Raw genomic sequence first — 23,931 nt, forward strand, 5'->3', positions numbered from 1 at the left:
GATGGCGATCAGGCGCGGACGCGGCGTTGCCGCGATCAACTATCCGACCGGCATGAATCTCGGCGGCGACCCGACCCAGGCGCTGGTGCATTCGACGCCGACCGGCAATTTCATGGTGACGCTGTCGAGTGTCGATCTTGGCCAGGGCATGAAGCAGATCATGGCGCAGATCTGCGCTGAGACGATCGGCGTGCCGACCGACCGTGTCGTCGTAGACACCGCCGACACCGACACCGGTCCGCACTGCATGGGCACCTTCGCCTCGCGTGGCACGCACCGCGCCGGCAACGCCGTCATCCAGGCGGCCAGGGAAGCCCGCCAGGTGATGTTGGAAGTAGCGGCCGAGGAGCTGGAGGTGAATGCGTCGGACCTCGAGACCGATGGCCAGGGCAACATCCTGGTCAAGGGCGCGCCACAAAAATCGATCTCGATCTTCGATGTCGCGCTGTCGGCGCATTTCAAGCGCGGCCGCTCGATTTCCGGCCGCGGCATGTTTTTGATCCCCCGCTCCTATCCCGAAAAGGAAACCGGCGCGATGAAGCCGTCGACCTGCTACGCCCACGCCTGCACGGTTGCCGAGGTCGAGGTCGATGACGAGACCGGCGAAGTCACCGTGCTGACGGTGAAGAACGTCTTTGAGATCGGCCGCGCGCTGAACCCGAAAATGGTCGAGCAGCAGCTCGTCGGCGGTTCGTGGATGGGCATCAGCCATGCTCTCTACGAAACGACCGAGCCCTATTATCCCAACCGCGACCATGGCGGCACCGATTTCAACCAGTATCTGATGCCGGGTCCTGGCGATCTCGCGCAAACCGAGATCATCGTGCTGGAGAGGCCCTCGGCCGACGGGCCGTACGGCGCCAAGGGGCCGGGCGAAATGTGCGCCAACCCCCAAATCCCGGCGGTGGCCAACGCCGTCTTCGACGCCGTCGGTGTGCGCATCGACACGCTGCCGATCACGCCGGAGCGCATCCTGCGGGCGCTGAAGGCGCAAGCATCGAACTGAGTGCTGGAAATGCCCAAGAGAAGCGCCCGGACTTCAAGCGCAGAGACAGTCGCGACCTCGCCGGAGGCGGTGGCGTCCCGCCTCGCCGCCTCGCGCTATCTCGCCGATGAAAGCCTGGCCACCGCCATCTTCCTGGCGATCAGGCTGGGCAAGCCGCTGCTGCTCGAAGGCGCGCCCGGCGTCGGCAAGACGGAGGCGGCCAAAGCGATTGCCGAGGTGCTCGGGCGCGACTTGGTGCGGCTGCAATGCTACGAGGGTATCGACGCAGCACATGCGCTCTACGAATGGAATTACCAGCGCCAGCTGCTCGCCATCCGCCATGCCGGCGAGCACGAGGTCGACATCTACGACGACCGTTTCCTGATCGCGCGGCCGCTGCTGCAGGTGCTGAAGGCGCCGGAAAAGCGCGTGCTGCTGGTCGACGAAATCGACCGTTCCGACCATGAATTCGAAGCGCTGCTGCTGGAGTTCCTGTCCGATTTCCAGATCAGCATTCCCGAGCGGGGCACCATTCGCACGACGGCGCAGCCGATCGTCATCCTGACCTCGAACCGCACCCGTGAACTGGCCGAGGCGCTGCGGCGGCGCTGCGTCTATCACTGGATCACCTATCCCGACGCCATTCGCGAGGCCGAGATCATCGTGCTGCGCGCCGGCGACGTCGCCGAGGCCACGGCGCGCGCCGTGGCTTCCGCCGTGCGCGACATCCGCGCGCGTCCGCTGGCGAAGCCGCCAGGCATCGCCGAGGCGGTCGAATGGGCCAGTGCCGCCACCATCCTCGAAAAGGGCGGCAGCCCCTGGCCGGAAGCCTTCCGCCGCGCCATCGGCGTGCTGATCAAGGATGAGGAGGACCTTTCCTGCATCGCGCCCGAGCTCGGCAAGATTGTCGAGGAGGCGCTGGCGTGAGCGCGGCGGGCCTGCCTCAAGGGGCAGCACCCTTCCTCGGCTTCGGCCGGCTGCTGCGCCGCTACGGCTTCCCGGTGGCGCCCGAGCAGGTCTCCGGTTTCATGCAGGCGGTTACGCTGCTCGGCCCACGCTCGATGGCCGACATCCGCGAAGCGGCCCTCGCCACGCTGGCGCCGCCGCCCGACCGCCGCGACGAATTCGAGGCGCATTTCCGGAGCCATTTCTACGGGGATGCCGCGGCGCTGGTCGAAGGCGACGCCGACGAGGAAGCCCGCATCAAGGACGACGGCAAAACCAGCAAACAAGAAATCGAAGTGGTCCGCCAGGAGGAAGGCGGCGAACTGTCTTCGGCCAGCGAACAGTTGAGCGTCCGCGAGTTCCAGCGCGATCGCGACGGGCTTGCCGCCTTCCGCCGCAAGCTCGCCACCGCTTTGCCCGCCCGCCGGTCCTTCCGCACCGTGCGCACGCATGCGCGCGGCAAGCTCGACCTGCGCCGCTCGCTGCGCGAAATCGTCAGTGCCGACGGCGATATCCCCTCGCCGCTGCTGCGCCGGCGGCAGACAGTGCCGCGCAAGCTTCTCATCCTGATCGACGTGTCGGGCTCGATGAAGCACTACACATCGGACTATCTCAAGCTGGCACACGCGGCGGTGCAAGGCGCCGACCGGGCGGAGGTCTTCACTTTCGGCACACGGCTGACCCGCATCACCTCGGCGCTGCGTATTCGCGACCGCGACCAGGCGCTGGCCCGCGCCGCTGCCCAGGTCGACGACTGGGACGGCGGCACCCGCATGGGTCCAACGCTGCTAGCCTTCCTCTCGGTGCCGCGCTTCTCCGCCTTTGCACGCGGAGCGGCAATCGTCATCCTGTCGGATGCGCTCGAGCGCGGCGATCATGCCGAGCTGGAAATGGCGATGCGCCGGCTGCTTGCCCGAGCCTTCCGACTCTCCCTGGCGACGCCGTTGGCCGGCGATCCGCGTTTCCAGCCGGCAACGGCAGCACTTCGCGCCATCCTGCCGATGCTCGACGACCTGGTCGACGGCTCGTCCATCGCGGGCCTCACCGATTTCATCCTGTCGCTCGCCCGCCCCGCCCCCGTGGCCGCGGCAATCTGGAAGAGGGTTTCGTGATGCAGAAGGCGATTGACGCGCATTTCCACATCTGGCGCCAAAAGGACCAGCCGTGGCTGGTCGGGCCGATGGTGCCGCGCATCTTTGGCCCCTACGAGCCGATCCGCCGCGACTATCCGATCGAGGAATTCCTTGCCGACCAGCAAGGCTCGGGCGTCGAGAAGGCGGTCTATGTCCAGACCAACTGGGCCAAGGAGGATTTCGAGAACGAGGTCGCCTTCCTGCAGAAGACCGCGGAAGAAACCGGCTGGCCGCACGCCATTGTCGGCTATGCCGACATGACCGTGAACGACGTGCGTTCCCAGATCGACCGGCTGATCAAATACCCTCTGCTGCGCGGCGTGCGCATGCAGCTGCACTGGCACGAAACGCCGGCCTTCCGCTTCGCCGCCTCGGTCGATCAGGTCATCGACCCGAAGGTGCGGGCCAATGTCGCGCGCCTCAAGGATTACGGCCTGTCCTTCGACCTGCAGCTTTTCCCCGCCCAGATGAAGGATGGGCTGACGCTCGTCGGCGAGAACCCCGAGACCAATTTCATTCTCACCCACGCCGGCATGCTGACCGGCATGGAGCCCGAAACCACCGAGGCCTGGAAGGCAGGGCTGCGCAAGCTGTCAGCGGCGCCCAACCTCTATGCAAAGCTGTCCGGCCTCGGCACATTCGTCCACCGTAACGATCCGGCGCTCATCGGCTATATCGTCGACAATGCCATCGACATCCTCGGCAGCGACCATCTGATGTTCGGCTCGAACTTCCCGATTGAGAAACTGTGGACCAGCCACGCCGAGCTGATCAGGGCGCACCGGCAGGCCGTGGCAAAACACGGCGCGACCGCCGAGGCGGATGTCTTTTGGAACACGGCGGAGAAGATATATCGGCCGGTGTAGCACCGCCCTTTCCTTCTCCCCTTGTTGTGGGAGAAGGTGGCCGAGCGAAGCTCGGTCGGATGAGGGGTGCTGGAAGGATCGCTACCTCGAAGACGTAAGCACTTTAAATTCCTCGATATTTGCGCGTCACATTTCTCCAACACCCTCATCCGTCTCGGCGCTACGCGCCGATCCACCTTCTCCCCAAGGAGAGAAGGAAAAGCTCCCCGCCTCCGGCGACACAGGTCGGACAACTGCGGCCGATTTCAGCTCCGCAAAACATGGCCCGAGACCTCGGCGCCGGCAGCGTTCGGCAACGCCAGAAAGCGGCACGAGGCCGCGAGCCCGATTGCGCCGATCACCAGGAAGGCAAGGCGGAAGTCGATCAGATCGAGCGCTGCCGCGCCCCTGGCGATCTGCGACAGGTTGAGCAGTGCCGCCGCCACCGCCACGCCGAACAGCATCGCCACCTGTTGCAGCATGCTGGATAACGTCGCCGCCGAGCTGCGCTGCGGTGGGGCCACATCGGCGAAGGCCAGTGTGTTGAGCGCGGTGAACTGCATCGAACGCGACAGTCCGGCGATCAGCATCAGCACAACCACCAACGCTTGCGGCGTCTGCGGCGAAAGCGCCGCGCAGGCCGTGATCGACAAGGAGGCGATCACCCCGTTGACGATCAGCACCGAACGGAAGCCGAAGCGCCTCAGCGTCGGCGACGTCACCGCCTTCATGCCGAGGTTGCCGAAGAAATAGGCCAGGATCATCATGCCCGCATCGACCGGGCTCAGTCCGAAGCCTACCTGGAACAAAAGCGGCAGCAGGAACGGCGTGGCGTTGATGGCGATTCGGAAAATCGTGCCGGCCGACAGCGTTGAGACGGCAAAAGTCTGCACCTTGAAAGCTGTGAGATCGAGCAGCGGATGGTTGGCGCGTCGCAGATGCCGCACCGCCAGCCAGCCGACCAAAATGCCCGTGCCGAGCAGTGCCACGGTCGGCAAGGCACCGTCTTGCGGATGCGCGATGCGCTCGAGGCCGTAGAGCATCGAGGCGAGCCCCACCGAAGTCAGCAGGAAGCCCGGCCAGTCGAGCGGCTTGGCTCCGGCTTCGCGGTCGCCCGGAATGAAGCGGGCGACCAGCGCCAAACCGGCAACCCCAAGCGGGATGTTGATGAAGAAATTCCAGTGCCATGAGAGATAAGTGGTGATGAAGCCGCCAAGCACCGGCCCGACCACCGGCGCAAACAGCGCCGGCCAGGTGATCAGCGCCGTGGCGTTGAGAAGCTCGGATTTCGGTGCATTGCGCAGCACCAGGATGCGGCCGACCGGCGTCATCAGCGCGCTGGCCAGGCCCTGCACCGCGCGCGCGGCAACGAACTCGGCCTGGTTCTGTGAGATGCCGCAAACGAGCGAGGCCAATGTGAACAGGGCGATCGCAACGAGGAAGATGTTGCGCGCGCCAAAACGGTCGGCGAGCCAGCCGGACAGCGGCACGAACACCGCCATGGTCAGCATATAGACGGTGATGCCGATGCTCATCGCCACCGCGGGCACGCCGAAGGATTCTCCCATCTGCGGCAGCGAGGTCGAGATGATGGTCGAATCCAGAAGCTGCATGAAGAAGGCGACGGCGACGATCAGCGCCACCCGCCGGGCTTGCCGCGCCGCCGGCGCGGTTTCGGGCAAGGCTTTGTTTTCGGGAATGGCGGTCATACACAGACTGTCCGAAGGGGAATTTTCACCCGCTCCATCAGCAACCGCGTAATTGTCCGGCAAACCGATGACGCACCGGTTTCAACAGCATCTGGCCGGTGCCGTCCAGACCAGGTCCAACAAACTTTCGTGTGGCATCGCAGCCGGCCATTGCGATGACCTAGCCCTGGCGCCGAACCGGCTTTTTTCGATCCGCAATGACGCTTTGTGCCTGCTGGGGCGTCTTTATGCGGCTTCGATCTTCTCCAGGAACAGGCTGAGCTGGTCCGGGTCCATGTGCACGACGTGTCTGTCTTCGGGATACGCCAGGCTGTTCACATCGGCGACATATTCGGAGAAGGCAGCGATGCGTTCGGCCTGCAGGCGATCGTATTCGGCGGCGAAATTGCGATAGACCTTGGAATGGCGCGGCATGTGGCCACGGTTCTGGCCGAGGATGTCGTCGGCGAACAGGTATTGCGCATCGCAGCCGGTGCCCGCCCCCATCGACAACATGATCAGCGACGTCCGCTCCGAAATCGCCTTGGCCACCTCGACCGGCACCACCTCGATCTCGGCGCCGATCGCGCCGGCGGCCTCCAGTTGCTTCACCGCCTCGAACACCTGCATGGCGGTATCGGCGGTCTTGCCGACGGCCTTGAAGCCGCCAGTCCAGGTGGCGCGTGACGGGATGAGACCGACATGGCCGATTACCGGAATGGCATCGTCGGCCATCCGCTTGATGGTGGCGTAGCCGGCACTGCAATAGACCGCATCGGCGCTGGCCTTGTAGAGCCGAAACGCCCAGCGGACGAAATCATCTGCTGTGCCGATCTCGAAGAAATTCTCGCCCGGCATGGTGAACAGGCTGGGTGCCGCATCGCGGTATTGCGGATTGAGCACCAGCTCCGGCGGCACCGAGACGATATCGACGCCGGCGCGTTCGGCGGCCTCGGCCTCGTCCATCGTCAGCACGCGCAGCATCGTCAGCTGCCGCTTGCCCTTCATGGCACGCAGGTCGGCGACGGTCGGTCTTTTCCGGCTCATGGATTTTGGTCCCCTTTGCTACGTGACAGAAGGCCGGTCAGGCGATCTGGATCATCACCTTGCCAGCTTCCACCTTGACGGGATAGGTCTGCAGATTGACACAGACGGGAGCCCCTTTGGCCTGGCCGGTTTTGTAATTGAAGCGGCCATTGTGCTTTGGGCATTCGATGATGTCGTCCATCACAAGCCCGTCGGCCAGATGCGCCTTCTCATGCGTACAAAACCCGTCGGTGGCGAAGAATTCATCGTCCGGCGAACGGTAGATAGCGAAGGTGCGGCCGCCATGGTCGAAGCGGATGACATCTTCCTCGTCGACATCGTCCACGGCGCACGCTTCGACCCAATCGGCCATCTCTGCTTCTCCCGAAATTTCTGCGTTGCGCTGCTGCGGTGCCTATTCGGCCGCCGCCGACATGTTCACTTCGTGGAACTCGCCACGATAGGGCCGTGCCGTTGGCGGCAGTTCGCGCTTGAGGAAATAATCCTCGTATTTGAGCTGCCGGAGCAGGACCGGCCAGACCTCGCGATAGGCATGCCATATCGACGGGTTCGGCTCCGGCAGATCGTGCTTGATCAGTTCGTGCAGCCTGGGCAGCGCGTGGTAAGGCACCATCGGAAACATGTGATGCTCCACGTGGTAGTTCATGTTCCAGTAGATGAACCGGCTGATCGGATTCATGTATACGGTCCTGGTGTTGAGTCGGTGATCGACGACGTTGTCGGCCAGACCGATATGCTGCAGCAGGCCGGTCATCACCATGTGCCAGGTGCCGTAGAGGCGCGGCACGCCGATGAGCACCACCGGTATCCACGACCTTATGAAAATGGCGAGCGCGATCGTCGCAACGTAGATGGCGATGTGCCAGCGCGCGGCGATAACCGCCTTGTGCTGTTCCATCTCGGGAACGTAGCTTTTCTCGTCGGGCGTCAGCTTGCCGAACGCCTGGCGTACCAGCGCCGGAAGCGAATAGCGAAAATCGAGGATACCGGTGAAGGCCAGCGCGGCACGCAAAAGATCCGGCGGCCGCATCACGGCGATCTCGGCGTCGCGGCCAACGATGATCGTGTCTGTATGGTGGCGGGCATGGCTCCAGCGCCAGGTCACCGGGTTGCGCATCAGCATGAAGCTGGCGATCTGGTAGACGACATCGTTCATCCAGCGCGTGCGGAAGGCAGTGCCATGGCCGCATTCGTGCCAGCGCGAGTCGCTGGACGAGCCGTAGAGCACGCCGTAGACGAAGAAGAACGGCACGCACCACCAGGTACCCCAGAAATAGATGGCGCCGGCGGCCGAGCCGAGGATGGCGACGATCCAGATGATCGTGTCGCGGATCGCCGGGCCGTCCGAGCGCTGCATCAACTCCTTGATCGCCTTGCGGGGAACATCCGTGTGGTACCACTCCGCCGAGGCCAGTCCCGTCTCGATCGCCCTGCGCGTGCTTTCGCCGACCAGGCTGTAATCGCGCTTTACCGTGCCAGCCATTGTGACCTCCAATTCCCGATCGGCCGCGAGCCCTCCCCGCTCCGGCCGGAGCCAGCCTCCCAACTGGTGTCTCGTATCCTATTCGCCATTATCACGACCTGCCTCCAAGAACAGGAAAACGGCCCGACGGCTGCGGATAATCCTGCTGCGGCTGTCTGGCAATCGCCGCGATCCGGCTTTCGGCGGCGGCGATCTCGCCGGCGCCGTCGAGAACCCGGAACACCGCATCGTAGGTGCGGCTCTCGCCGTGCTCCAGCCAGATCATCTCGCCGCGTTCGCGCGCCGCCAGATTCCCAAGCACATGATGCGTCGACGGCTCGATGCCAAGCGCGTACTGTCCGGCCTGGAAGTTCTGCCATTGATAGGCGCAGGGCAACTGGTCCTTGCGCGTGACCACCTCGAAACCGAGGCCGAGCCTGTCGTTGACCACCGCCACCGGGACTTGGCCGGTGCTGTCGGCGCCGAGTTCGTGCTGCCAGACCTGTTCCTTGAATCCCGGTTGCGGCGCCGGCACCGTGCGGTAGCCGACCTTCTGCGCTTCATAGCGCTCGCCGGCATGGCCTGCCCAGACGACGTCGCGGATCGGCGCCAGGTAGCGCGATCCCACGTCGAGCACCGGATGACTGACATTGATGTGATAGAAATACATATGAGGGGTCCGGTTGAAGCCGTGATTGACGACACGGTCCGAAAGCCGGATCTCGTTGCCGCCGACATCGGCCTCGATGCGCCGCAGCAGGTGCAGATCCTCGCCGAATACAGTCGATTGCTGGACGATGCCTTCGGCCCACAACACGCATTGGTCGCCGTCCCAGGTCTCGCCGTAGCCGGTCAACCGCGCCGGGATGGTGCTGACACGGCCATGCAGCGAGTGGCGCACCGTCTTCTTGGGCGGGTAGTTGTAGGTGTCGGCCGGTACCTCGTTCATGAACAATATATGGTCGAGGCCGCAGGTCAGCAGAAGGCCGGAAAACGACCGCGCCCAGGCCAGCCCCTCCTCGCCTTCGTATTCGTGCAGGCCGGGATGGCGAAAGCCGCTCGGCGAATGCCAGCCGATCGCCTGGCCCCTGAAGTCGCAATCGGCGATATCGAGCGCCCGGTCGACCAGCGCGGTGAAGCGCAGGCCGGAGCCGGTGCGGAATTCGAGCATACGGATGCCGCGCTCGACCCCATCGCCAAGCGTCATCAGCCGCACGCCGGCGAATTGCGACAGCATGCCCGAGCGTTCCGAGACCTGCCGGCGCGACAGCGTCTTGCCGTAAAGCTCTACCATGTGACGGCCAGTTCCTTCACTTTGCTCCCGTCCTTCACTTCGCTCTCGTCTCCTTGAGGAGGGCCGACATGTCGGCGCCGGTGATGATGCTTTCCACGGTCAGCAGGTCGGTGTCTGCGACCGTCTGCTCGGCGACGATCTCGCCGCGGCGCATGACGATGATGCGGTCAGCGACCTGGAAGACGTGATGGATGTTGTGGGTGATCAAAAGCACCGAGTGACCGGCATCGCGCACCTCCTTGACGAAACGCAGTACGCCGTGTGTTTCCTCGACGCCGAGATTGTTGGTCGGCTCGTCGAGGATGATGACCTTGGCGGCGAACTGCATGGCGCGCGAGATGGCGATCGACTGACGCTCGCCACCCGACAGCGTTGAGACCAGCGCATCGGCGTCGAGTTTCTTCGAGATGCCGACGCGCTTCAAAAGTGCCGAGGCGGCATCGCGCAATTGAGCGAGATCGAGCGGCGCGAACACGCCAAGCCATTTGAGATTGACCGGCTCGCGGCCGAGGAAAAGATTGCGCGCGATGCTGAGATCGGGAGCCAGCGAGGTGTCCTGGTGGATGGTCTCGATGCCGAGATCCATCGCGTCGCGCGTCGAGCGGATGGAGACCTTCTGGCCGCGCACATAGATGTCGCCGCGATCGACCGGAAAGACCCCGGAGATCGCCTTGATTAATGTCGATTTGCCGGCGCCGTTGTCGCCGAGCAAGGCCACCACTTCGCCCTCGTTGAGCGTGAAGGAGGCGCTCTTCAGGGCGCGGACGCTGCCGAAGGATTTTTGCAGGTTCTGCAGCCGAAGCACTTCCATGATCAGCTCCTGGCGGCGTTCTTCTGCAGCAAAGCGTGCAGGATGAGCATGGCAAGGATGATGACGCCGACGAAGATGTTGTAGGCGAGCCCTGGCACGCCGATCAGCACGATGCCGTTGCGGATGCTGCGCAGCATCAGCGCGCCGACGATGGTGCCGAAAATGGTGCCGCGCCCACCGGTCAGCGCCGTGCCGCCGACGACCACCATGGCGATCACCTCCAGCTCATAGCCGGTGCCGGCCACCGGCGATGCCGCCGAGATGCGGAAGGCGCTGATCATGCCGGCGAGACCGGCCAGCACCGAGGTCAGGATGAACAGCCAGATCTTGACCGCATCGGCCGGCACACCACGCGCCACGGCAGCGTTACGGTTCGAGCCGATAGCGCTGATCCAGTTGCCGAGCTTGGCGTAGCGCAGCACATAGACCGCCAGCAGCGACAGGCCGATGAACCACCACAGCGAGGTATAGAAACGGAACGTTCCGATACTAAAGCTGCCGGCCAGCAGCGTCACGAAGAAGCCTGGCTGGTCCCAGGACTTCAGCGGAAAGCCCTGGGTGATGTAGAGGGCCGCGCCTCGCACCACGAGCAGCATCGACAGCGTCACCAGGAAGGACGAAATGCCGATCTTGGTGACGATCAGTCCGTTGATTGCACCGATGGCTATGCAGAGTGCCAGTCCGGCCAGCAGCGCCACGCCAATATCGACCCCGCCGTTCTGCACCAGCAGCATGACCACGACCGGCGCCAGCCCGAATACGGCGCCGACCGAAAGGTCGAACTCGCCGGCCGTCAAAAGCAGCGTCATGCCGAGCGCGATGATGCCGAGCTCGGGCAGGAACGCCATCATGTTGGAGATGTTGAGCGGCGACAGGAAATTGGCGTCGGCGATCGCGAACACCGCCAGCAGGACAATCAGGATGACGAGCGAAGAGAACTGCGGCGAGCGGATCAGGCTCGACCTGCGTTTGGCACGCGGCATTTCCTCTTCTGCGGCAATTGTCATGACAGCTCGAACCATACGTCAGGGTGACGCCCGCCGCCTGCGCGGCGAGCGTCAGTTCCAATCATTTGTTGTAGAGTTTCAGGATCGGTTCGACGCTCGAGGCGTCGTAGAGGCTGAAGGTGTGGATGTCGTAGCCGATCGGTTCGCCCGCGGCGGCGAGACCGAGCAGCGCCACCGGCATGAAGCCTTGCGCCGAGGGAAACTGCCAGGCAGCCGCGTTGACGAAACCGGCCTTGACGGATTCTGCCGTTTCCTTCGAATTGCCCCAGCCGACGACCGGGATCTTGCCGGCCGGCACGCCGGCGCCGTCGAACACCCGCTTGACGCTGGCCGCGACGGAATCGCCGAGCGCGATGATCGCCGGCGGGTTGTTGGCCACCATGTAGTCGGTCATCTTGGCGATGATGCCGGCCGGATCGGTGCCGCAATCGACCACGTCATATTTGATGCCGAGCGGATCGAAGACGCTGGCAATGCCTTCGGTCTCGAGCTGCTGGTAGCTGGCGCCCGGCACTTCGACCGGCAGGAACACCTTGTCGCCCTGCTTCACCATCTTGTGGTCGACCAGATACTTCGCCCAGATGACACCAGCTTCCTTCAGGTCGGCGCCGACGTAGGCCTGCCGGCCGGTCGCCGGATCGTCGGTGTTGAAGAACACGATCGGGATACCGGCAGCCTTCGCCGCCTTGACCTCCTCGGTCCACAGGCCGGGCTGCGCCGAGGTGGTGGCGATGCCGTCCGGCTTGGCGGCCAGTGCGGAGTTGAAGGCTTCCTTCTGCGCCGCCATGTCGCCGCCGCTGAACGAGATCTTGCAGGTTACCTTGAGCTGGTCGCACGCCTCGGTGGCACCGGCATTCCAGTCGATCCAGAAGGCGTCCGACGGGCCGCCATGCGACAACAGGTAGAACGTCTTCTGGGCGTCCTGCGCCACCGCCGAGCCCATGGTCACGCCGGCGAGCACGGTCGCAGCAGCCGTGATTTTCAACGCGAGTTTCAACATTTCTCTTCCTCCCTTGTTTCGTAGCCGAACCGCTCCGTCACAGTCCGTTGGCGCGGAATTTCCCGTCGAGGAATTTCTTGGCGCGCGGCACGTCGTCTTCCGAAAGATGCTCGATGATGACCGGAATGTTCGGATGCTTTTCGGCCAGCCGCTTGAGATAGAGGTCGTAATTCAGCGAACCGAGGCCAGGCGCCGGCAGCTCGATCTCGCCGACGCCGCGGAAAGTGTGGCTCTCCAGCGCGTCCTCGTCGCCGATGTCGGCGTGCTTCTCCGACTTGTCGCCGCCAGAACGCTTGACGTCCTTGGCGTGGGCGATTTTGATCTTGTCGGTCAGCGTGTCGAACACCTGGTTCAGGATCTGGTCCATCCTGTCGATATTGTGCGTTTCAAAATAGTTGGTCGGGTCCATCAACAGGCCGAGGCCTGGGTGGTCGACCTGCGCGAACATTCTCACCGTCTCCTCGACCGAACCGACGACATTGTTGACATAGGTTTCGAGCAGGAACACCGCACCGTGGTCATAGGCGGTCTGGGCAAGGTCGGCGATGACCTTGCGACATTCTTCAAAACCTTCCTCGGTCTTGTTCTTCGGGTGATGCACCCAGTCGGACTCGGTGTTGTAGGTACCGGTTTCCGAGATCACGTAAGGGGTGCCGAAATGGCGTGCGTTGCGGATGATCTCCTTCAGATAGCCGACGCGCCGCTCGCGCTCGCCCAGGTCCGGATGGATGATGTTGGTGTAACCCGATACGCAGCAGATCGGCAGATTGTGGTCGCGAAACGTATCGCGGACGGTCTTGGCTTTGTCCCTGGTGATCTGTCCGGCCGACAGGTCGATGTCCCTAAAATGCAGGTCGAGCTGCACGGTGTTGAAATCGAGCGCACGGATCTTCTGCGCGGTTTCCTTGAGGCCATACGGAAAATAACCCGTGAAAATACCTGCCTGCATCATGGTGTGAAGTCCTCCCTGTAAGTGATTCAGTCAGTTGATATTTCGGAAAGTTTGACCGTCCGGCCCTTGTCGATGGAGCGGTAGCCAGCTTCGACCAGCGCCATGGTCTTGACGTTGTCGGCGACGGACAGCGCCGGCGGCTCGCCAGTCTTGACGGCGTGCTGGAGCTGCTCCATGACGCCGATAAAAGCATGCGGGAACCACATCGTGTCCCAGCTGGGTGTCACCCATTCACCACCGGTGGTCTCGGTCGAGGCATAGGTCAGCGTCGAGGCAGCGCCAGTCGGCCAGCCGATGGTGCCCTTGGCGACGCCCTTGGTGCCGTCGACGCGCCAGTTGATGTGCTGGTCGTCCTTGTAGCCCTCCTGGCGCGGCCCGGACCAGACATCCTCCAGCGATACGGCAAGCACACCGGACGGGAACTTGATCGTCGACACTGTGATGCCGTCCGAATGGTCGAAGCGGGTGCGCGGGTCCTTGCGGGTCAGGGTGGTGATCTCTAGGGGATCGCCGAACAGGAAGCGTAGTACGTCGAGATGGTGGACGCTCATATTGGCGAGCGTCAATCGGTCATAGTCCTCGAGGAAGCTCTGCCAGTGCGGGATCGCATGCATGTCGATCTGGGCGAAGACGATGTCGCCGAGCGCGCCGCTGTCGATGACCTGCTTCAAGACGCGCATCGACTGGTCGTAGCGCATGTTCTGGTTGACCGAGAGGATCTTGCCTGCCTTGGCCGCCTCGTCGCGCAGTTTGACGGCCTCTTCAAGGGACAGCGCCAATGGCTTCTGCGCCAGGATCGCCTTGATATGTGTCTGCTTCAGCGCATGGCGGATCAGCGCCGGCTGCTGGTCGGGCGGAAAGGCAAGGTCGATGATCTCGATGTTTTTGTCCTCGATGAGCTGTTCCGGCGTGTCGCGGACGGCCGGGATATCCCAGCGTTTGGCGACCTTCTCGGCGCTGGCCTTGGTCCGCGAGGCAATCGCCACCACGGGGAAACCGGCTTCCTTGTAGGCGGCAAGGTGACATTCGGCCATGATCATGCCGGCGCCGACGCAGCCGATCCTGTATTCCCTGGTGCGGACTTTAACGTCCGGCTCGAAGCCGTTGCCCACCATTTCTTGGCTTGCCATATGTTCCTCCCGAAGCTCGTTTCTTGCAGCCGCCGTCACCTTGCCAGCGCTCCCCCGCTTTGCCCGAAATAATGCACCCTGCCCGGCTCGCAGGATATCGCCACCATCGCGTCCGGCCTGATGTCCGGCTGGCCGCGCAACAGCGCTCGCAGACGCGCCTGCCCGGCGGCGAGCGTCACTACGGTGTAGCCGCCGAGCGGCTCGACCTCGAACACTCGCGCCGGGCGGCCCGCGCCCCCCTCCGACCAGGCCTTGACCTTGATGTCTTCCGGCCTGAGTCCGATTTCGACGGCATCGGCTGGCGCCGTCTTGTCCGCGATGCGGATCCTGCCTTCCGCCGCCTCCACGCCTTCAGCGCCGTGCACCGACTTCAGTATGTTCATCATCGGCGAGCCAAGCAGCCGCGCCACATAGGTACTGGCCGGCCGGTCATAAATCTCGGCTGGCGCGCCGATCTGCCTGATCTTGCCGTTGTCCAGAATGGCCATTCGGTCGGCGACCGACATCGCTTCTTCCTGGTCGTGCGTGACATAGATCAGCGTCTTGCCGAGCTCGCGCTGGATGCGCTTCAGCTCGACGCGCGTCTCCTCGCGCAGCCGGGCGTCGAGCGCCGAGATTGGATCATCCATCAGATAGGCGGCGGGATCCCGTACCAGCGCGCGGGCAATCGCCACGCGCTGCCGCTCACCGCCGGAAAGCTGTGCTGGCGGCTTGTGCAGGATATGGCCGATATGCAGCTTGGCCGCGACGTCGGCGAGGCGCCTTTCGATCTCGGCTTCGGCGACCCGGCGTTCGACCAGCGGAAAGCGGATGTTGTCGCGCGCGCTCATATGCGGAAACAGCGCCAGGTTCTGGAAGACCATCGCGACGTTGCGTTCGGCCGGCGACACTGTGTTGACCGGCTTTCCGTCGATCAGGATCTCGCCGGCGTCCGGTGTCTCGAGCCCAAGCACCAGGCGCAGCACCGTCGACTTGCCAGATAGAGGCGGGCCGAAGAAGCAGAAGAACTCATTGTCGTTGACAGTGAACGAGGCGTCATCGACGGCGAGCGTGTTGCCGTAGCGTTTGGTCACATTGCGGAAGACGATATCGGCCATGGTCTCAGCCCGCTCTCAAGGCAAGGCCGGTGGCGGCGTCGAAGACGCGCACCGCCTCGGCCGCAGGTGCGACGACGGCTGTCTGCCCGATCGCCAGCCCGACATCATTGTCGAAAACCGCCTTAACCGCGGTTTCCCCGTCGCCAAGGTGGATGATGGTGCGCGCGCCGATCCGCTCGACGAAACTCACTGGCATGGACAGGCCACGGCCGTCTTCAGCCAGCTTCACCTGCTCCGGTCGAAAGCCATAAAACACCTCGCTGCGCATCCGGCGTGCGGCATCGGTGATCTCGACCGGCAGCGGCGGCGTCGCCCCGAGCGGGCCGAGATCGACGACCAGGCCACCGTCGCTTTCCGCCAGCCAGCCCTTGAGCAGGTTCATGCCCGGCGCGCCGATGAAGCGGGCGACGAAGACATTGGCCGGATCGTTGTAGACCTCGAGCGGCGTGCCAACCTGCTGCAGCACGCCATGGTCCATCACCGCGATGCGGTCGGCCATGGTCATCGCTTCGAGCTGATCGTGGGTGGAACTGCCGCTGCAACTGCTTCAGTTCGGTCCGCATCACCGCCCGGAAGGCCGCGTCGACATTGGAAAGCGGCTCGTCGAGCAGGAAGATCGCCGGCTCCATGATTGCCGAACGGCCGATCGCGACCCGTTGCAATATGTTGACCGAAAGCCGGTCGGCCTTGCGGTCGAGCAGCGGCGTGAGCTGCAGCATCTCGGCAATGGCGCCAACGCGGCGGTCGACATCGGCCTTGGGTGCGCCGCGCATTTTCGGCCCGTAGGCGAGGTTCTGCCGCACGCTCATATGGGTGAAAATGGCATAGTTCTGGAAGACGAAGCCGACGCCGCGCCGCCCCATCGGCACGCCGGCCATGTCGCGCTCGCCGAACAGGATCTTGCCGCTGGTCGGCTCTTCCATGCCGGCGATCATGTTCATCGTCGTCGATTTGCCGCAGCCCGACGGCCCCAGCAGCGCCATGAACTCGCCGTCGGCAATGGCCAGATCCATCGTCTTCAGCGCGGTGAAATCGCCGAATTTCTTGACCAGGTTTTGCAGATGGATCGTGCTCATGCCGTCACCTGGCGTACCCGGGCCATGCGTTTCATGGCAAACACCGCGGCGATGGACAGCACGATCAATATGGCCAGCGCGATTGCCGCCACATAGCCCCAGATCAGGTCCTGGGTGGTGAGCTTGTAGATGTAGACGGAGATGGTTTCGGTAGCGACGCCGGGACCGCCGCCGGTCATGATGTAGAGCGTGTCGAAGATCTTGAAGTTCTCGATCACCCTGATCGCCAGTGCGATGATGATGATCGTCTTCATCTTCGGCAGCACGATGGTGACGAAGCGCTGCCAGGGGTTGGCGCCGAGCAGCGTCGCCGCCTTGATCTGGTCCTCAGGCACGCCGACCAGGCCGGCAAGCAGGATCAGGAACATCAGCGGCGTCCACTGCCAGATGTCGGCGACCATGACGGCGATGAGTGCCAGCGTCGGGTCCGACAGCCAGGCGATGGTGACAGGAAAGCCTGAGATCGCCGACAGGATGTCGTTGACCGGGCCGCCTGATTGAAACAGCATGAAGAACATGTAGCCGGCCACCGCCGGCACCACCATCATCGGCATCAAGAGGATCGAGTAGAAGATCCGTTTGCCCGGAAACTCGTCGGCAAACAGCGTCGCGAGCGCCAGCCCGAGCAGGAACTCCGTCGGCACGCAGACGATCATGACGATGGCCGTGCGCTTCAGCGCGCTCCAGAAGCGTGCGTCGACGGCAAGGTCGGTGTAGTTGGCGAATCTATTCCACATCGACCAGGCATTCCACCAACCGGTGCCCGACAGCGGCGACCAGTCGGTGAGGCTGATATAGAGCTGCATCAGGAGCGGGAAGACGGCGATGAACAGCACCAGGATCTGCGCCGGCAGGGTCAGCCGGAAGCCGAGCCGTGCGCCCTCGTCCGGCAACACCGACGCCGCTTTGGAGGCTTGCATGTCGCCCTCCGAAATCGTCGCTGCCACCGCGCTCATTGCTTGAGCGCCCCGAAGGTCAGCCCGCGCACCAGATGGCGCTGGATGACGATGCCCATGATCACCGGCGGCACCGCGGCAATCAGGCCGAGAGCAGCCTTGGCGCCGTAGAGCTGTCCGGTCATCGAGGAGGACAGCGAGGCCATGTAGACAGGAACCGTCACCCATTCCCGCGTCGTCAGAAGCAGCGCAATCAGATAGTCCGACCAGTTGAGGATGAAGACGAACAGCGCCGCACTTGCCAGCGGCGCGCGCATCATCGGCAGCGTGATGCGGGTGAAGACGCGCCACCGCGAACAGCCTTCGACAAGTGCCGCCTCCTCGATCTCGCGCGGCATGTCGTCGAAGAAGGTCTTCATCAGCCAGAAGGCGAAAGGCAGCGTGACGATGCCATAGATCAGCGACAGCCCCCACCAGCTGTCGGTGAAGTTGAGGAAAGCCCACATGATCATCACCGGGGTCATGACCGCCATCGGCGGAAACAGGCGAAGCTGGATCAGCGCCAGCGGCAGGTTCTGGCCCGAGCCGAAGCGCGACAGCCCGTAGGCCGCCGCGGTGCCCGCCGACATGGCGATTGCCGTGCCGAACGTGGCCGACAGCAGCGACGACAGGATCGGCTTCAAAGCTGTGCGGTCGAGCGCGACGATCAGATTGTTGGTCGATTCCCCGAAGACGAAGCGGAAATTGCTGAGTGTCGGGTTCTTCGGCCACCAGGTCAGGTCAGCGCCGGTCGCCGACCATTCGGCGATCGGCTTGAACGCCATCGACACCATCCACAGGATCGGCACCAGCGTCACCGCCATCGCCGCAAGGATCGCGGCATAGCGGAATATCTCGAAAGGAACTGAACGCTTCATCTTGCGGCTTTGCTGGGTCCTTCGTTGGCGAGGGGAAGAGCGGCCGCTCCTCCCCTCCTTGGTAAGATCCTGCGAGGATCAGGCGATCGGATCGAGGACGGTCGGCCAGGCCTCCTTGTTGGTCTTGATGGCTTCGAGAAGCTTCTCCTCGCCGGTCCGGCGGGCAATCTTCTTCCACTCGGCCTCGGTGTCGGCCATCGCCTGCTCGGCTGTCTTGGCCTTGGTCAACGCGGCGACGAGATTCTCGTCCAGCGCGTTGTGGAAGGCGGTGGCGCCGGGATAGTTGATGGTGGGCACGGTGCGGGCGACCGTCTCGCGCACCACGTCCATGTGGTAGGCGTGATAGGTCTGGCGAACCAGCGGATCGGAGAAATCCGACAGCCGGAACGGATCGAAATAGCCGCCCGGATTGGCGGTCATCCAGGCGTAGATGCGGCTTGAACCCAGCCACTGCAGGAACAGGTAGCAGGCTTCCGGGTTCTTGGCTTGCGAGGAAACCGACGCCGACAGGTTAAGCCACAGCACCGAACGGCTGACCAGTTTTCCGTCGATCTCGCGGCCGGGCGGCAGCATGGAGCCGATCTTTCCAGTGACAGCTGAATCCTTGTTGCCGGCATTGTCGAGGAATTTCGGCAGGTTGGAGAAGGCACAGGTCATGGCCGCACCGCCCTTGGCGAAATTGCCGTACTGCTCCGGCCAACCCCAGGAGATCGCATCCGGCGAATGATGCGAGAGCGACGCAATGTACTCGCTGGTCGCCGCGATACCTTGCTCCGAATTGATCAGCGGCTTGCCGGCATCGTCGAACAAGAACTGATTGGGCGAAGCCATTGAGACATAACGCTGATACCAGTTGGTGTAGCCCCAGCCCTGGTTGCGCAGATCGGTCGAGCCGAACAGGCCCTTGTCCGGGCGCTGGAAGAAGGCTGCGATCTCGTCATGCTGCTTCCACGTCTTCGGCGCCGCCAGTTCATACCCGTATTTGTCGGAGAAAGCCTTCTTCTCGGCTGCGTCGCCGAACAGATCGGTGCGGTAGACCCAGGTCTGGAAATCGCCATCCAGCGACACGCCGTAGGTCGAGCCGCGATACTGGTTGAGCAGCGAGACGCCCTTGGCGCCGTTGACGTAGCCACGCTCGGGATCGTCCCATTCCGGCTTATATTGTGCAACGAAGTCGTCGAGCTTGAGGATGCCGCCGGTTTCGGCGAGGTCGCCAAGACGGTTCCATTCGACCGCGTAGATGTCGTAGGCTCCACCCTTGGTGGAGATGTCCTGCATCGTCTTGGTGAATTCCTGGCCGTTGGGCACACCGACGATCTCGAGCGGAATGCCGGTTTCCTTCTCCCATAGATCCTTGATCGACGGCGCGCCCGCCGGAAACGGCTGCGTCAGCTGGCCGATCGAACCGTCGGACAGGCCGAGCACGATCTTCGTCGGCGCCTTGCCGGCGCCCTTCATCGCCTTGGCTGCCTCGATGGCGCGGCCCTCGGGTGTGTCGGCGCCATACTGATAGCGCTCCGAGCCGTCGAAGCCGGTCGGGCCACCGATCATGCCGGGCGCCAGGGCATCGGCCGCATAGGCACGGCTTGGGCGAATGAATTTCGGCGCGATACCTGCGGCGGCAACAAGCACTGCCGCCTTTCCACCAGACGCCAGCAAACGGCGCCGCGACACGCGGATCAAATTCGACATTGGAAATCCTCCCTCAGGGCCTTGTTCCTCCACGGCCCTTATGATGGATATTGACGGCACTGCGCCAAGGCTGTCAACATCATAAATAATCAAGACACATCATAATATCTCAAGGGAGGGGAAAATGGCGTTTATCAAGGCTCTCGCACCGAAGCCGGTGCTTGAATTTGAGGGAACCAGGCCTGCCCACCTCGCCGCTTCGGTCCGCTTCGGAATTTGGTCTAGCGCAGCGGCTTGCGGATCGCCCAAGGCCGGTTACATCATTTCCCATCAGAATCGCGAGCGGCGATGAGGCCGCTCTCCGACATCGGACCTATGAAATGCGTAATCTCGATGCGCCTTTGGCACATTTTGGAATGAGGTGATCGACAGTGCGGTCCACCCTGACAGACATAGCCCGGGAAGCCGGCGTTTCCGCCGCCACGGTCGACCGTGTGCTCAACAACCGCGCCGGGGTCAGGGCGCGCACTCGCGAGGTCGTGCTCGAAACGGCACAGCGACTTGGCTATATCGCTGAAAATTCAAATAATCCGAGCTCGCTCAACGCGCTGCGCGGTGAGGTCATACGGCTCGATTTCGCCCTACCCGCCGGCACCAATTCCTTCATCAAGATGCTGCACCGCCAGATCGAGGCGCAGGCGCAGTCGCGGCCTGACCTCGACGTCCGCGTCGCCACTATCGAAGGCTTCAATCCGGATCGGCTCGCCCGTCTGCTGCAGGAACTGCACGGGCAGACGCAAGGCGTTGGTGTGATCGCGCTCGACCATCCGACGGTGCGCGAGGCGATCCGCTCGCTTTCGGCCAGCGGCGTCAAGGTGGTCACCCTCGCTTCCGACATCCTGCATGTGCCGAGGGTTGCCTATATCGGCATCGACAACCGCGCCGCCGGCCGGCTCGCCGGCTACCTGCTCAACCGCTTCATGGGCGCAGGGCGTCCGGGCAAGGTCGCGCTGTTCGCCGGTTCGCTCTCCTACCGCGGCCACGAAGAGCGCGAGATGGGCTTCCGCCACATACTGACGGAAGAATCGCCCAATCTGCAGATCGTCGAGATGCGCGAAATGCTCGACGATCGGGAAAAAGCCTACTCTGAGGCCTCCGCCCTGCTGGACCGGCACCCGGACCTAGCCGCCATCTACAATGTCGGCGCTGGCAACACCGGCATCGCCCGCGCGCTGAAGGAACGCGGGCGCGCGCTGTCGACGGTCTTTCTCGGCCATGAGGTGACGGAAGGCACCAAGGAGCTTCTGCTCGACGGCACGCTCGACGCGGTCATCGACCAGAACCCGCGCGTCGAGGCCCGCGAGGCGCTCAACACCTTGACCCACGCGGTCAAGGGCTTGCCCTACGAACTGCACCAGCCGAGGCTGCAAGTGATCTTCAGGGAAAGCATCCCGGAGATCTGAACCCAGGTGAATGGCCGGGGTTTCGTGAATCGTGCCGGCGCGCTTATCGACGCCAAGGTCGTCAGCGTCGTCTATTCTGGCCAGCCGCTGAACAACAGGATGTTGGAAGACCAGCTCACCGTTGGCGCGCAATATCTCAGCGTTGGCAAGATCACGCGCACCAACCGCAGCAAACCGGACGAACCGGCGCTCGTCGATGACGGCTTCGATCTGGTCAACGTCTTTGCCACTGGCGCACCAACGGCCACGCCAAACTCGATTTCAGCGTCGACCTGGCGGCGGGGCGCGGCAGGACTGATGGCCGGCTAGACTAGAGCTTGCTCACCATCGCTTGCGCATCTTCGCCCAGATCGATAGCGATCCGGTCGCCGGAGGCAATGCCTGATATGTCGCAGACGACCAGCGGCATGCTGATTTCGTAGAGGAATTCGGCAACGATGGCGCCGACGGCAAGGATCGGGTCCGGCCGCTCCAGGATAATACCGGCCGGCGCCGTTCCTCTGAGGATCGCTTCGGCCAGAACCGAAGACGAGGACGACGACCCCCGCCCGCTCGGCATCACCAGGATCCTGCCGGCGATATTGCCGCCCAGGTCCGGATGCGAATGGTCGATGATGTCGCCCGTTTCGACGTCGATCCCGCCCCAGAAGCTGAGCGCCTGCGAAAGCACCAGCGCCGGGCCTTGTGCGGAGCCGGCAAGGTGGAATGTACCGGTTCTGGCCGGCGCCTTCATGGCGCGCCTCGCACGACGCGGCCGGCCGCGGCCGAGCGGACGCAGTCTTCCATGTCGCCGAAGGCCACCGAGACACCGATGTTGCCAGGTGCGTAATGCGCCCATTTGCCCGAATTGGTCATCACCACGCCGTCGAGACGCTCGAGGATCGACGTGACATAGGTGCAGGTGTCGGTGACCGGGACAAGGCCGAAGGCTTCCATGCCGGCCAGTGCGCCTTCGTCCTGCAGTCGTGTCAGCGTGGCACGCCCTGTGTTGACATAGATCGGGACGCCCCTGCCCGGCGCAACTTCGCGCAGCAGCGGCAACAGGCGCATCCACTCTTCATGGGAGAAATGCGGCGTGCCTAACGACACGGCTGCAAGCTGCACGCCGTCGGGGACGCTCGACAGCCTGGCCAGCGCATGGCGGATATCAGCGCGAGAGATCCGGATTTTTTCCTCCGGCGCCAGGCCGTGCAACGCCTCATCCAGCGTCGTCGCCTCCGGCGTAATGCCGACCGCATGAAACAGCGCCACAGCGCCCGTCGTTGCCGCCGCCGCCCCCAGCGCCTTCAGTTGGTCCTCGTCGCGCGGCTGCGGCAGGCCTGATATGACAGGAATGCGGTCGCCGCTCTTTTGCCCGACAAGTAGTCCGACACCCACGAACAGGGCGTCGCTGGGCTCGAGGCCGCCAGTCAGCTCGAACAGGATCTGGCCTCGTCGATTTTCACTCAGATGCAGCCCCCAGGCCGGCGCGCGTCCGGTCATTGCGCAGCATAAATCGATGAAATCGCCATAGCGGTTGGTTCGCGCCCCGATCACCGAATTGGCAAAGACGATGGCGTTGGACTCACCCCAGGCTATCTGCTCGCCGAACCTTGGCCGGAACCGAGTCTGATAGGGTGCGCAGGTGAAGGTCGCCTGGCAGCCGAGGTCCAGATGCGCCATCATCAGGCGTCGCGCCGGCGCTTCTGGCGACATCGGCATCTTCACCAATCCGGGATGGATGAGGTCGAACGAACCGACATTCAGCGTCGTCGGCACCCGAACGCGGCCGCCGCCCTCGATCAGCCTTTCGACGAAATCGAGGCTGGCCTGGCCGTGATAGAGGCAGCCGTCGATATGGGCACCGGCAACATCCAACAACTTGCGCGCGCCGACCGCCTTCGCGAAGGCGACCAGGATCTTCATGGCGGCAGCCGCTGCCGAGCCTTGCTCGCCATGCAGCATCGACTGGTCGCCGGCCGTCAATTCCAGCGTCATCGGCAAATTCCCGAGCCCGCACTATGCCGATCAAGCACTCCCTGATTGCGGAGCGTCTGGCAAGACAGAGCTTCGGATCTCTTCTATTTCGCGGCGATCAGCAGACCAGACGTTCACAGATCATCGCAAAGCGAGAGAGACGCGAAGCACGGTCGGAGAGCGGGCGATCCGCGCGGAAACGGCGCTATTCCTTCTGGGACGGTCCGTCGGCCGTGCTGCGGTCACCATCTGCAGAATGCGGCAGGATGCCGAAATCGCGCGACTTGGTCCCATGCGCCGCCGTCAGGAAACCATCGGCTGTGAGACCTCGCCTCAAAAGCTCACGTACCGCGGCCGACCGGCTCGGCATGTGCTTTTCGAAGCGCCAGTTCTCCAACGCCGCCAGTTCATCGACAGTCAGCATGATCTGCAATCGTTCCGGGCGTTCCAGTTCGGACATCTCGGCCTCCAGTCATACCAGCCTAAACGCAGATGAGTTAGTATGTCCCTGATTTTGTGTAGAATTAGGTACGTGAGCAGAGTACGTCAAGACCTTCAGATGTGTGACTCATGCAGAAGTCCGATGAAGCGGATC

At 63.4% G+C, this 23,931-nt stretch carries 23 protein-coding genes and 1 pseudogene; 6 read left to right on the forward strand and 18 right to left on the reverse strand.

All coding sequences use genetic code 11. From position 1 onward, the window contains the following. Position 1 precedes the first annotated feature (1 nt). Genes NKJ72_RS01095 through NKJ72_RS01110 form a run of 4 tightly spaced genes read left to right on the forward strand, consistent with a single transcriptional unit; the run spans position 2 to position 3,929 of the window. A complete protein-coding gene (locus tag NKJ72_RS01095) occupies positions 2-1,006 on the forward strand; it encodes a xanthine dehydrogenase family protein molybdopterin-binding subunit (RefSeq protein ID WP_254820526.1) in 1,005 nt (334 codons plus the stop codon). Positions 1,007-1,015: 9 nt separating this feature from the next. Further along, on the forward strand, positions 1,016-1,912 hold the full coding sequence (locus NKJ72_RS01100) for an AAA family ATPase (protein WP_352475465.1): 897 nt from the start codon (positions 1,016-1,018) through the stop codon (positions 1,910-1,912). Next, a complete protein-coding gene (locus tag NKJ72_RS01105) occupies positions 1,909-3,042 on the forward strand; it encodes a vWA domain-containing protein (protein ID WP_352475466.1) in 1,134 nt (377 codons plus the stop codon). Before NKJ72_RS01100 ends, NKJ72_RS01105 begins: the two co-directional genes overlap by 4 nt. Beyond that, positions 3,042-3,929, forward strand: a complete 888-nt coding sequence (locus tag NKJ72_RS01110) for an amidohydrolase family protein (RefSeq protein WP_352475467.1) — start codon at positions 3,042-3,044, stop codon at positions 3,927-3,929. The genes NKJ72_RS01105 and NKJ72_RS01110 overlap by 1 nt, the downstream gene beginning before the upstream one ends. Before the next feature lie 245 nt (positions 3,930-4,174). On the opposite strand, the gene NKJ72_RS01115 is transcribed toward NKJ72_RS01110, so the two are convergent. The 15 genes and pseudogenes from NKJ72_RS01115 to NKJ72_RS01185 form a co-directional block, all read right to left on the reverse strand. Next, positions 4,175-5,617, reverse strand: a complete 1,443-nt coding sequence (locus NKJ72_RS01115) for a DHA2 family efflux MFS transporter permease subunit (protein WP_352475468.1) — start codon at positions 5,615-5,617, stop codon at positions 4,175-4,177. Positions 5,618-5,842: 225 nt separating this feature from the next. Continuing rightward, positions 5,843-6,643 carry a 3-methyl-2-oxobutanoate hydroxymethyltransferase gene (locus NKJ72_RS01120; RefSeq protein WP_023675787.1) on the reverse strand — a complete coding sequence of 267 codons (801 nt, stop codon included), beginning with the start codon at positions 6,641-6,643 and terminating at the stop codon, positions 5,843-5,845. Positions 6,644-6,680: 37 nt separating this feature from the next. Next, entirely contained in the window at positions 6,681-6,995 is a 315-nt protein-coding gene (locus NKJ72_RS01125; RefSeq protein WP_287249971.1) for a MocE family 2Fe-2S type ferredoxin, read from the reverse strand. Positions 6,996-7,037: 42 nt separating this feature from the next. After that, complete coding sequence (locus NKJ72_RS01130; RefSeq protein WP_352475469.1) at positions 7,038-8,126, reverse strand: fatty acid desaturase family protein; 1,089 nt, start codon at positions 8,124-8,126, stop codon at positions 7,038-7,040. Between the two features lie 91 nt (positions 8,127-8,217). Continuing rightward, positions 8,218-9,399, reverse strand: coding sequence for an aldose 1-epimerase family protein (locus NKJ72_RS01135; protein WP_352475470.1), 1,182 nt, complete (start codon positions 9,397-9,399; stop codon positions 8,218-8,220). A 34-nt stretch (positions 9,400-9,433) separates the two neighbouring features. Continuing rightward, complete coding sequence (locus NKJ72_RS01140) at positions 9,434-10,216, reverse strand: ATP-binding cassette domain-containing protein (protein WP_254820537.1); 783 nt, start codon at positions 10,214-10,216, stop codon at positions 9,434-9,436. Then, entirely contained in the window at positions 10,213-11,217 is a 1,005-nt protein-coding gene (locus NKJ72_RS01145) for an ABC transporter permease (protein ID WP_352475471.1), read from the reverse strand. Before NKJ72_RS01145 ends, NKJ72_RS01140 begins: the two co-directional genes overlap by 4 nt. Before the next feature lie 61 nt (positions 11,218-11,278). After that, positions 11,279-12,217, reverse strand: coding sequence for a sugar ABC transporter substrate-binding protein (locus tag NKJ72_RS01150; RefSeq protein ID WP_352475472.1), 939 nt, complete (start codon positions 12,215-12,217; stop codon positions 11,279-11,281). 37 nt (positions 12,218-12,254) lie between these two features. After that, positions 12,255-13,169 carry a sugar phosphate isomerase/epimerase family protein gene (locus NKJ72_RS01155; RefSeq protein WP_352475473.1) on the reverse strand — a complete coding sequence of 305 codons (915 nt, stop codon included), beginning with the start codon at positions 13,167-13,169 and terminating at the stop codon, positions 12,255-12,257. A 26-nt stretch (positions 13,170-13,195) separates the two neighbouring features. Beyond that, positions 13,196-14,284 (reverse strand): Gfo/Idh/MocA family protein, encoded by a 1,089-nt coding sequence (locus tag NKJ72_RS01160; protein ID WP_352475727.1) that lies wholly within the window; start codon positions 14,282-14,284, stop codon positions 13,196-13,198. Between the two features lie 50 nt (positions 14,285-14,334). Continuing rightward, on the reverse strand, positions 14,335-15,396 hold the full coding sequence (locus tag NKJ72_RS01165) for an ABC transporter ATP-binding protein (RefSeq protein ID WP_352475474.1): 1,062 nt from the start codon (positions 15,394-15,396) through the stop codon (positions 14,335-14,337). 4 nt (positions 15,397-15,400) lie between these two features. Next, positions 15,401-16,472 (reverse strand): annotated as a pseudogene (locus tag NKJ72_RS01170) (ABC transporter ATP-binding protein). Continuing rightward, positions 16,469-17,428 (reverse strand): carbohydrate ABC transporter permease, encoded by a 960-nt coding sequence (locus NKJ72_RS01175; RefSeq protein WP_352475475.1) that lies wholly within the window; start codon positions 17,426-17,428, stop codon positions 16,469-16,471. The pseudogene NKJ72_RS01170 and the gene NKJ72_RS01175 overlap by 4 nt, the downstream one beginning before the upstream one ends. Then, positions 17,425-18,285: a carbohydrate ABC transporter permease gene (locus NKJ72_RS01180; protein ID WP_352475476.1), complete on the reverse strand. Its 861-nt coding sequence runs from the start codon at positions 18,283-18,285 to the stop codon at positions 17,425-17,427. The genes NKJ72_RS01175 and NKJ72_RS01180 overlap by 4 nt, the downstream gene beginning before the upstream one ends. Before the next feature lie 78 nt (positions 18,286-18,363). Then, complete coding sequence (locus NKJ72_RS01185) at positions 18,364-19,977, reverse strand: extracellular solute-binding protein (RefSeq protein ID WP_352475477.1); 1,614 nt, start codon at positions 19,975-19,977, stop codon at positions 18,364-18,366. Positions 19,978-20,348: 371 nt separating this feature from the next. On the opposite strand from NKJ72_RS01185, the gene NKJ72_RS01190 reads away from it, so the two are divergent. Then, a complete protein-coding gene (locus NKJ72_RS01190) occupies positions 20,349-21,380 on the forward strand; it encodes a LacI family DNA-binding transcriptional regulator (RefSeq protein ID WP_352475478.1) in 1,032 nt (343 codons plus the stop codon). Between the two features lie 24 nt (positions 21,381-21,404). Further along, a complete protein-coding gene (locus tag NKJ72_RS01195) occupies positions 21,405-21,689 on the forward strand; it encodes a hypothetical protein (RefSeq protein WP_352475479.1) in 285 nt (94 codons plus the stop codon). A gap of 1 nt (position 21,690) precedes the next feature. Here NKJ72_RS01195 and NKJ72_RS01200 read toward each other — a convergent pair whose 3' ends face one another. The 3 genes from NKJ72_RS01200 to NKJ72_RS01210 form a co-directional block, all read right to left on the reverse strand. Beyond that, the gene (locus tag NKJ72_RS01200) at positions 21,691-22,113 is read right to left on the reverse strand and encodes an aconitase X swivel domain-containing protein (protein WP_352475480.1); all 423 of its coding nucleotides are present in this window, start codon (positions 22,111-22,113) and stop codon (positions 21,691-21,693) included. Further along, positions 22,110-23,357 (reverse strand): aconitase X, encoded by a 1,248-nt coding sequence (locus NKJ72_RS01205; protein ID WP_352475481.1) that lies wholly within the window; start codon positions 23,355-23,357, stop codon positions 22,110-22,112. Before NKJ72_RS01205 ends, NKJ72_RS01200 begins: the two co-directional genes overlap by 4 nt. Positions 23,358-23,541: 184 nt before the next feature. After that, positions 23,542-23,796 carry a hypothetical protein gene (locus tag NKJ72_RS01210; RefSeq protein ID WP_254820505.1) on the reverse strand — a complete coding sequence of 85 codons (255 nt, stop codon included), beginning with the start codon at positions 23,794-23,796 and terminating at the stop codon, positions 23,542-23,544. Between the last annotated feature and the right edge of the window lie 135 nt (positions 23,797-23,931).

Origin of the sequence: Mesorhizobium sp. M0045, from assembly GCF_040323385.1 — a bacterium.
In the GTDB taxonomy this organism is placed as follows: domain Bacteria; phylum Pseudomonadota; class Alphaproteobacteria; order Rhizobiales; family Rhizobiaceae; genus Mesorhizobium.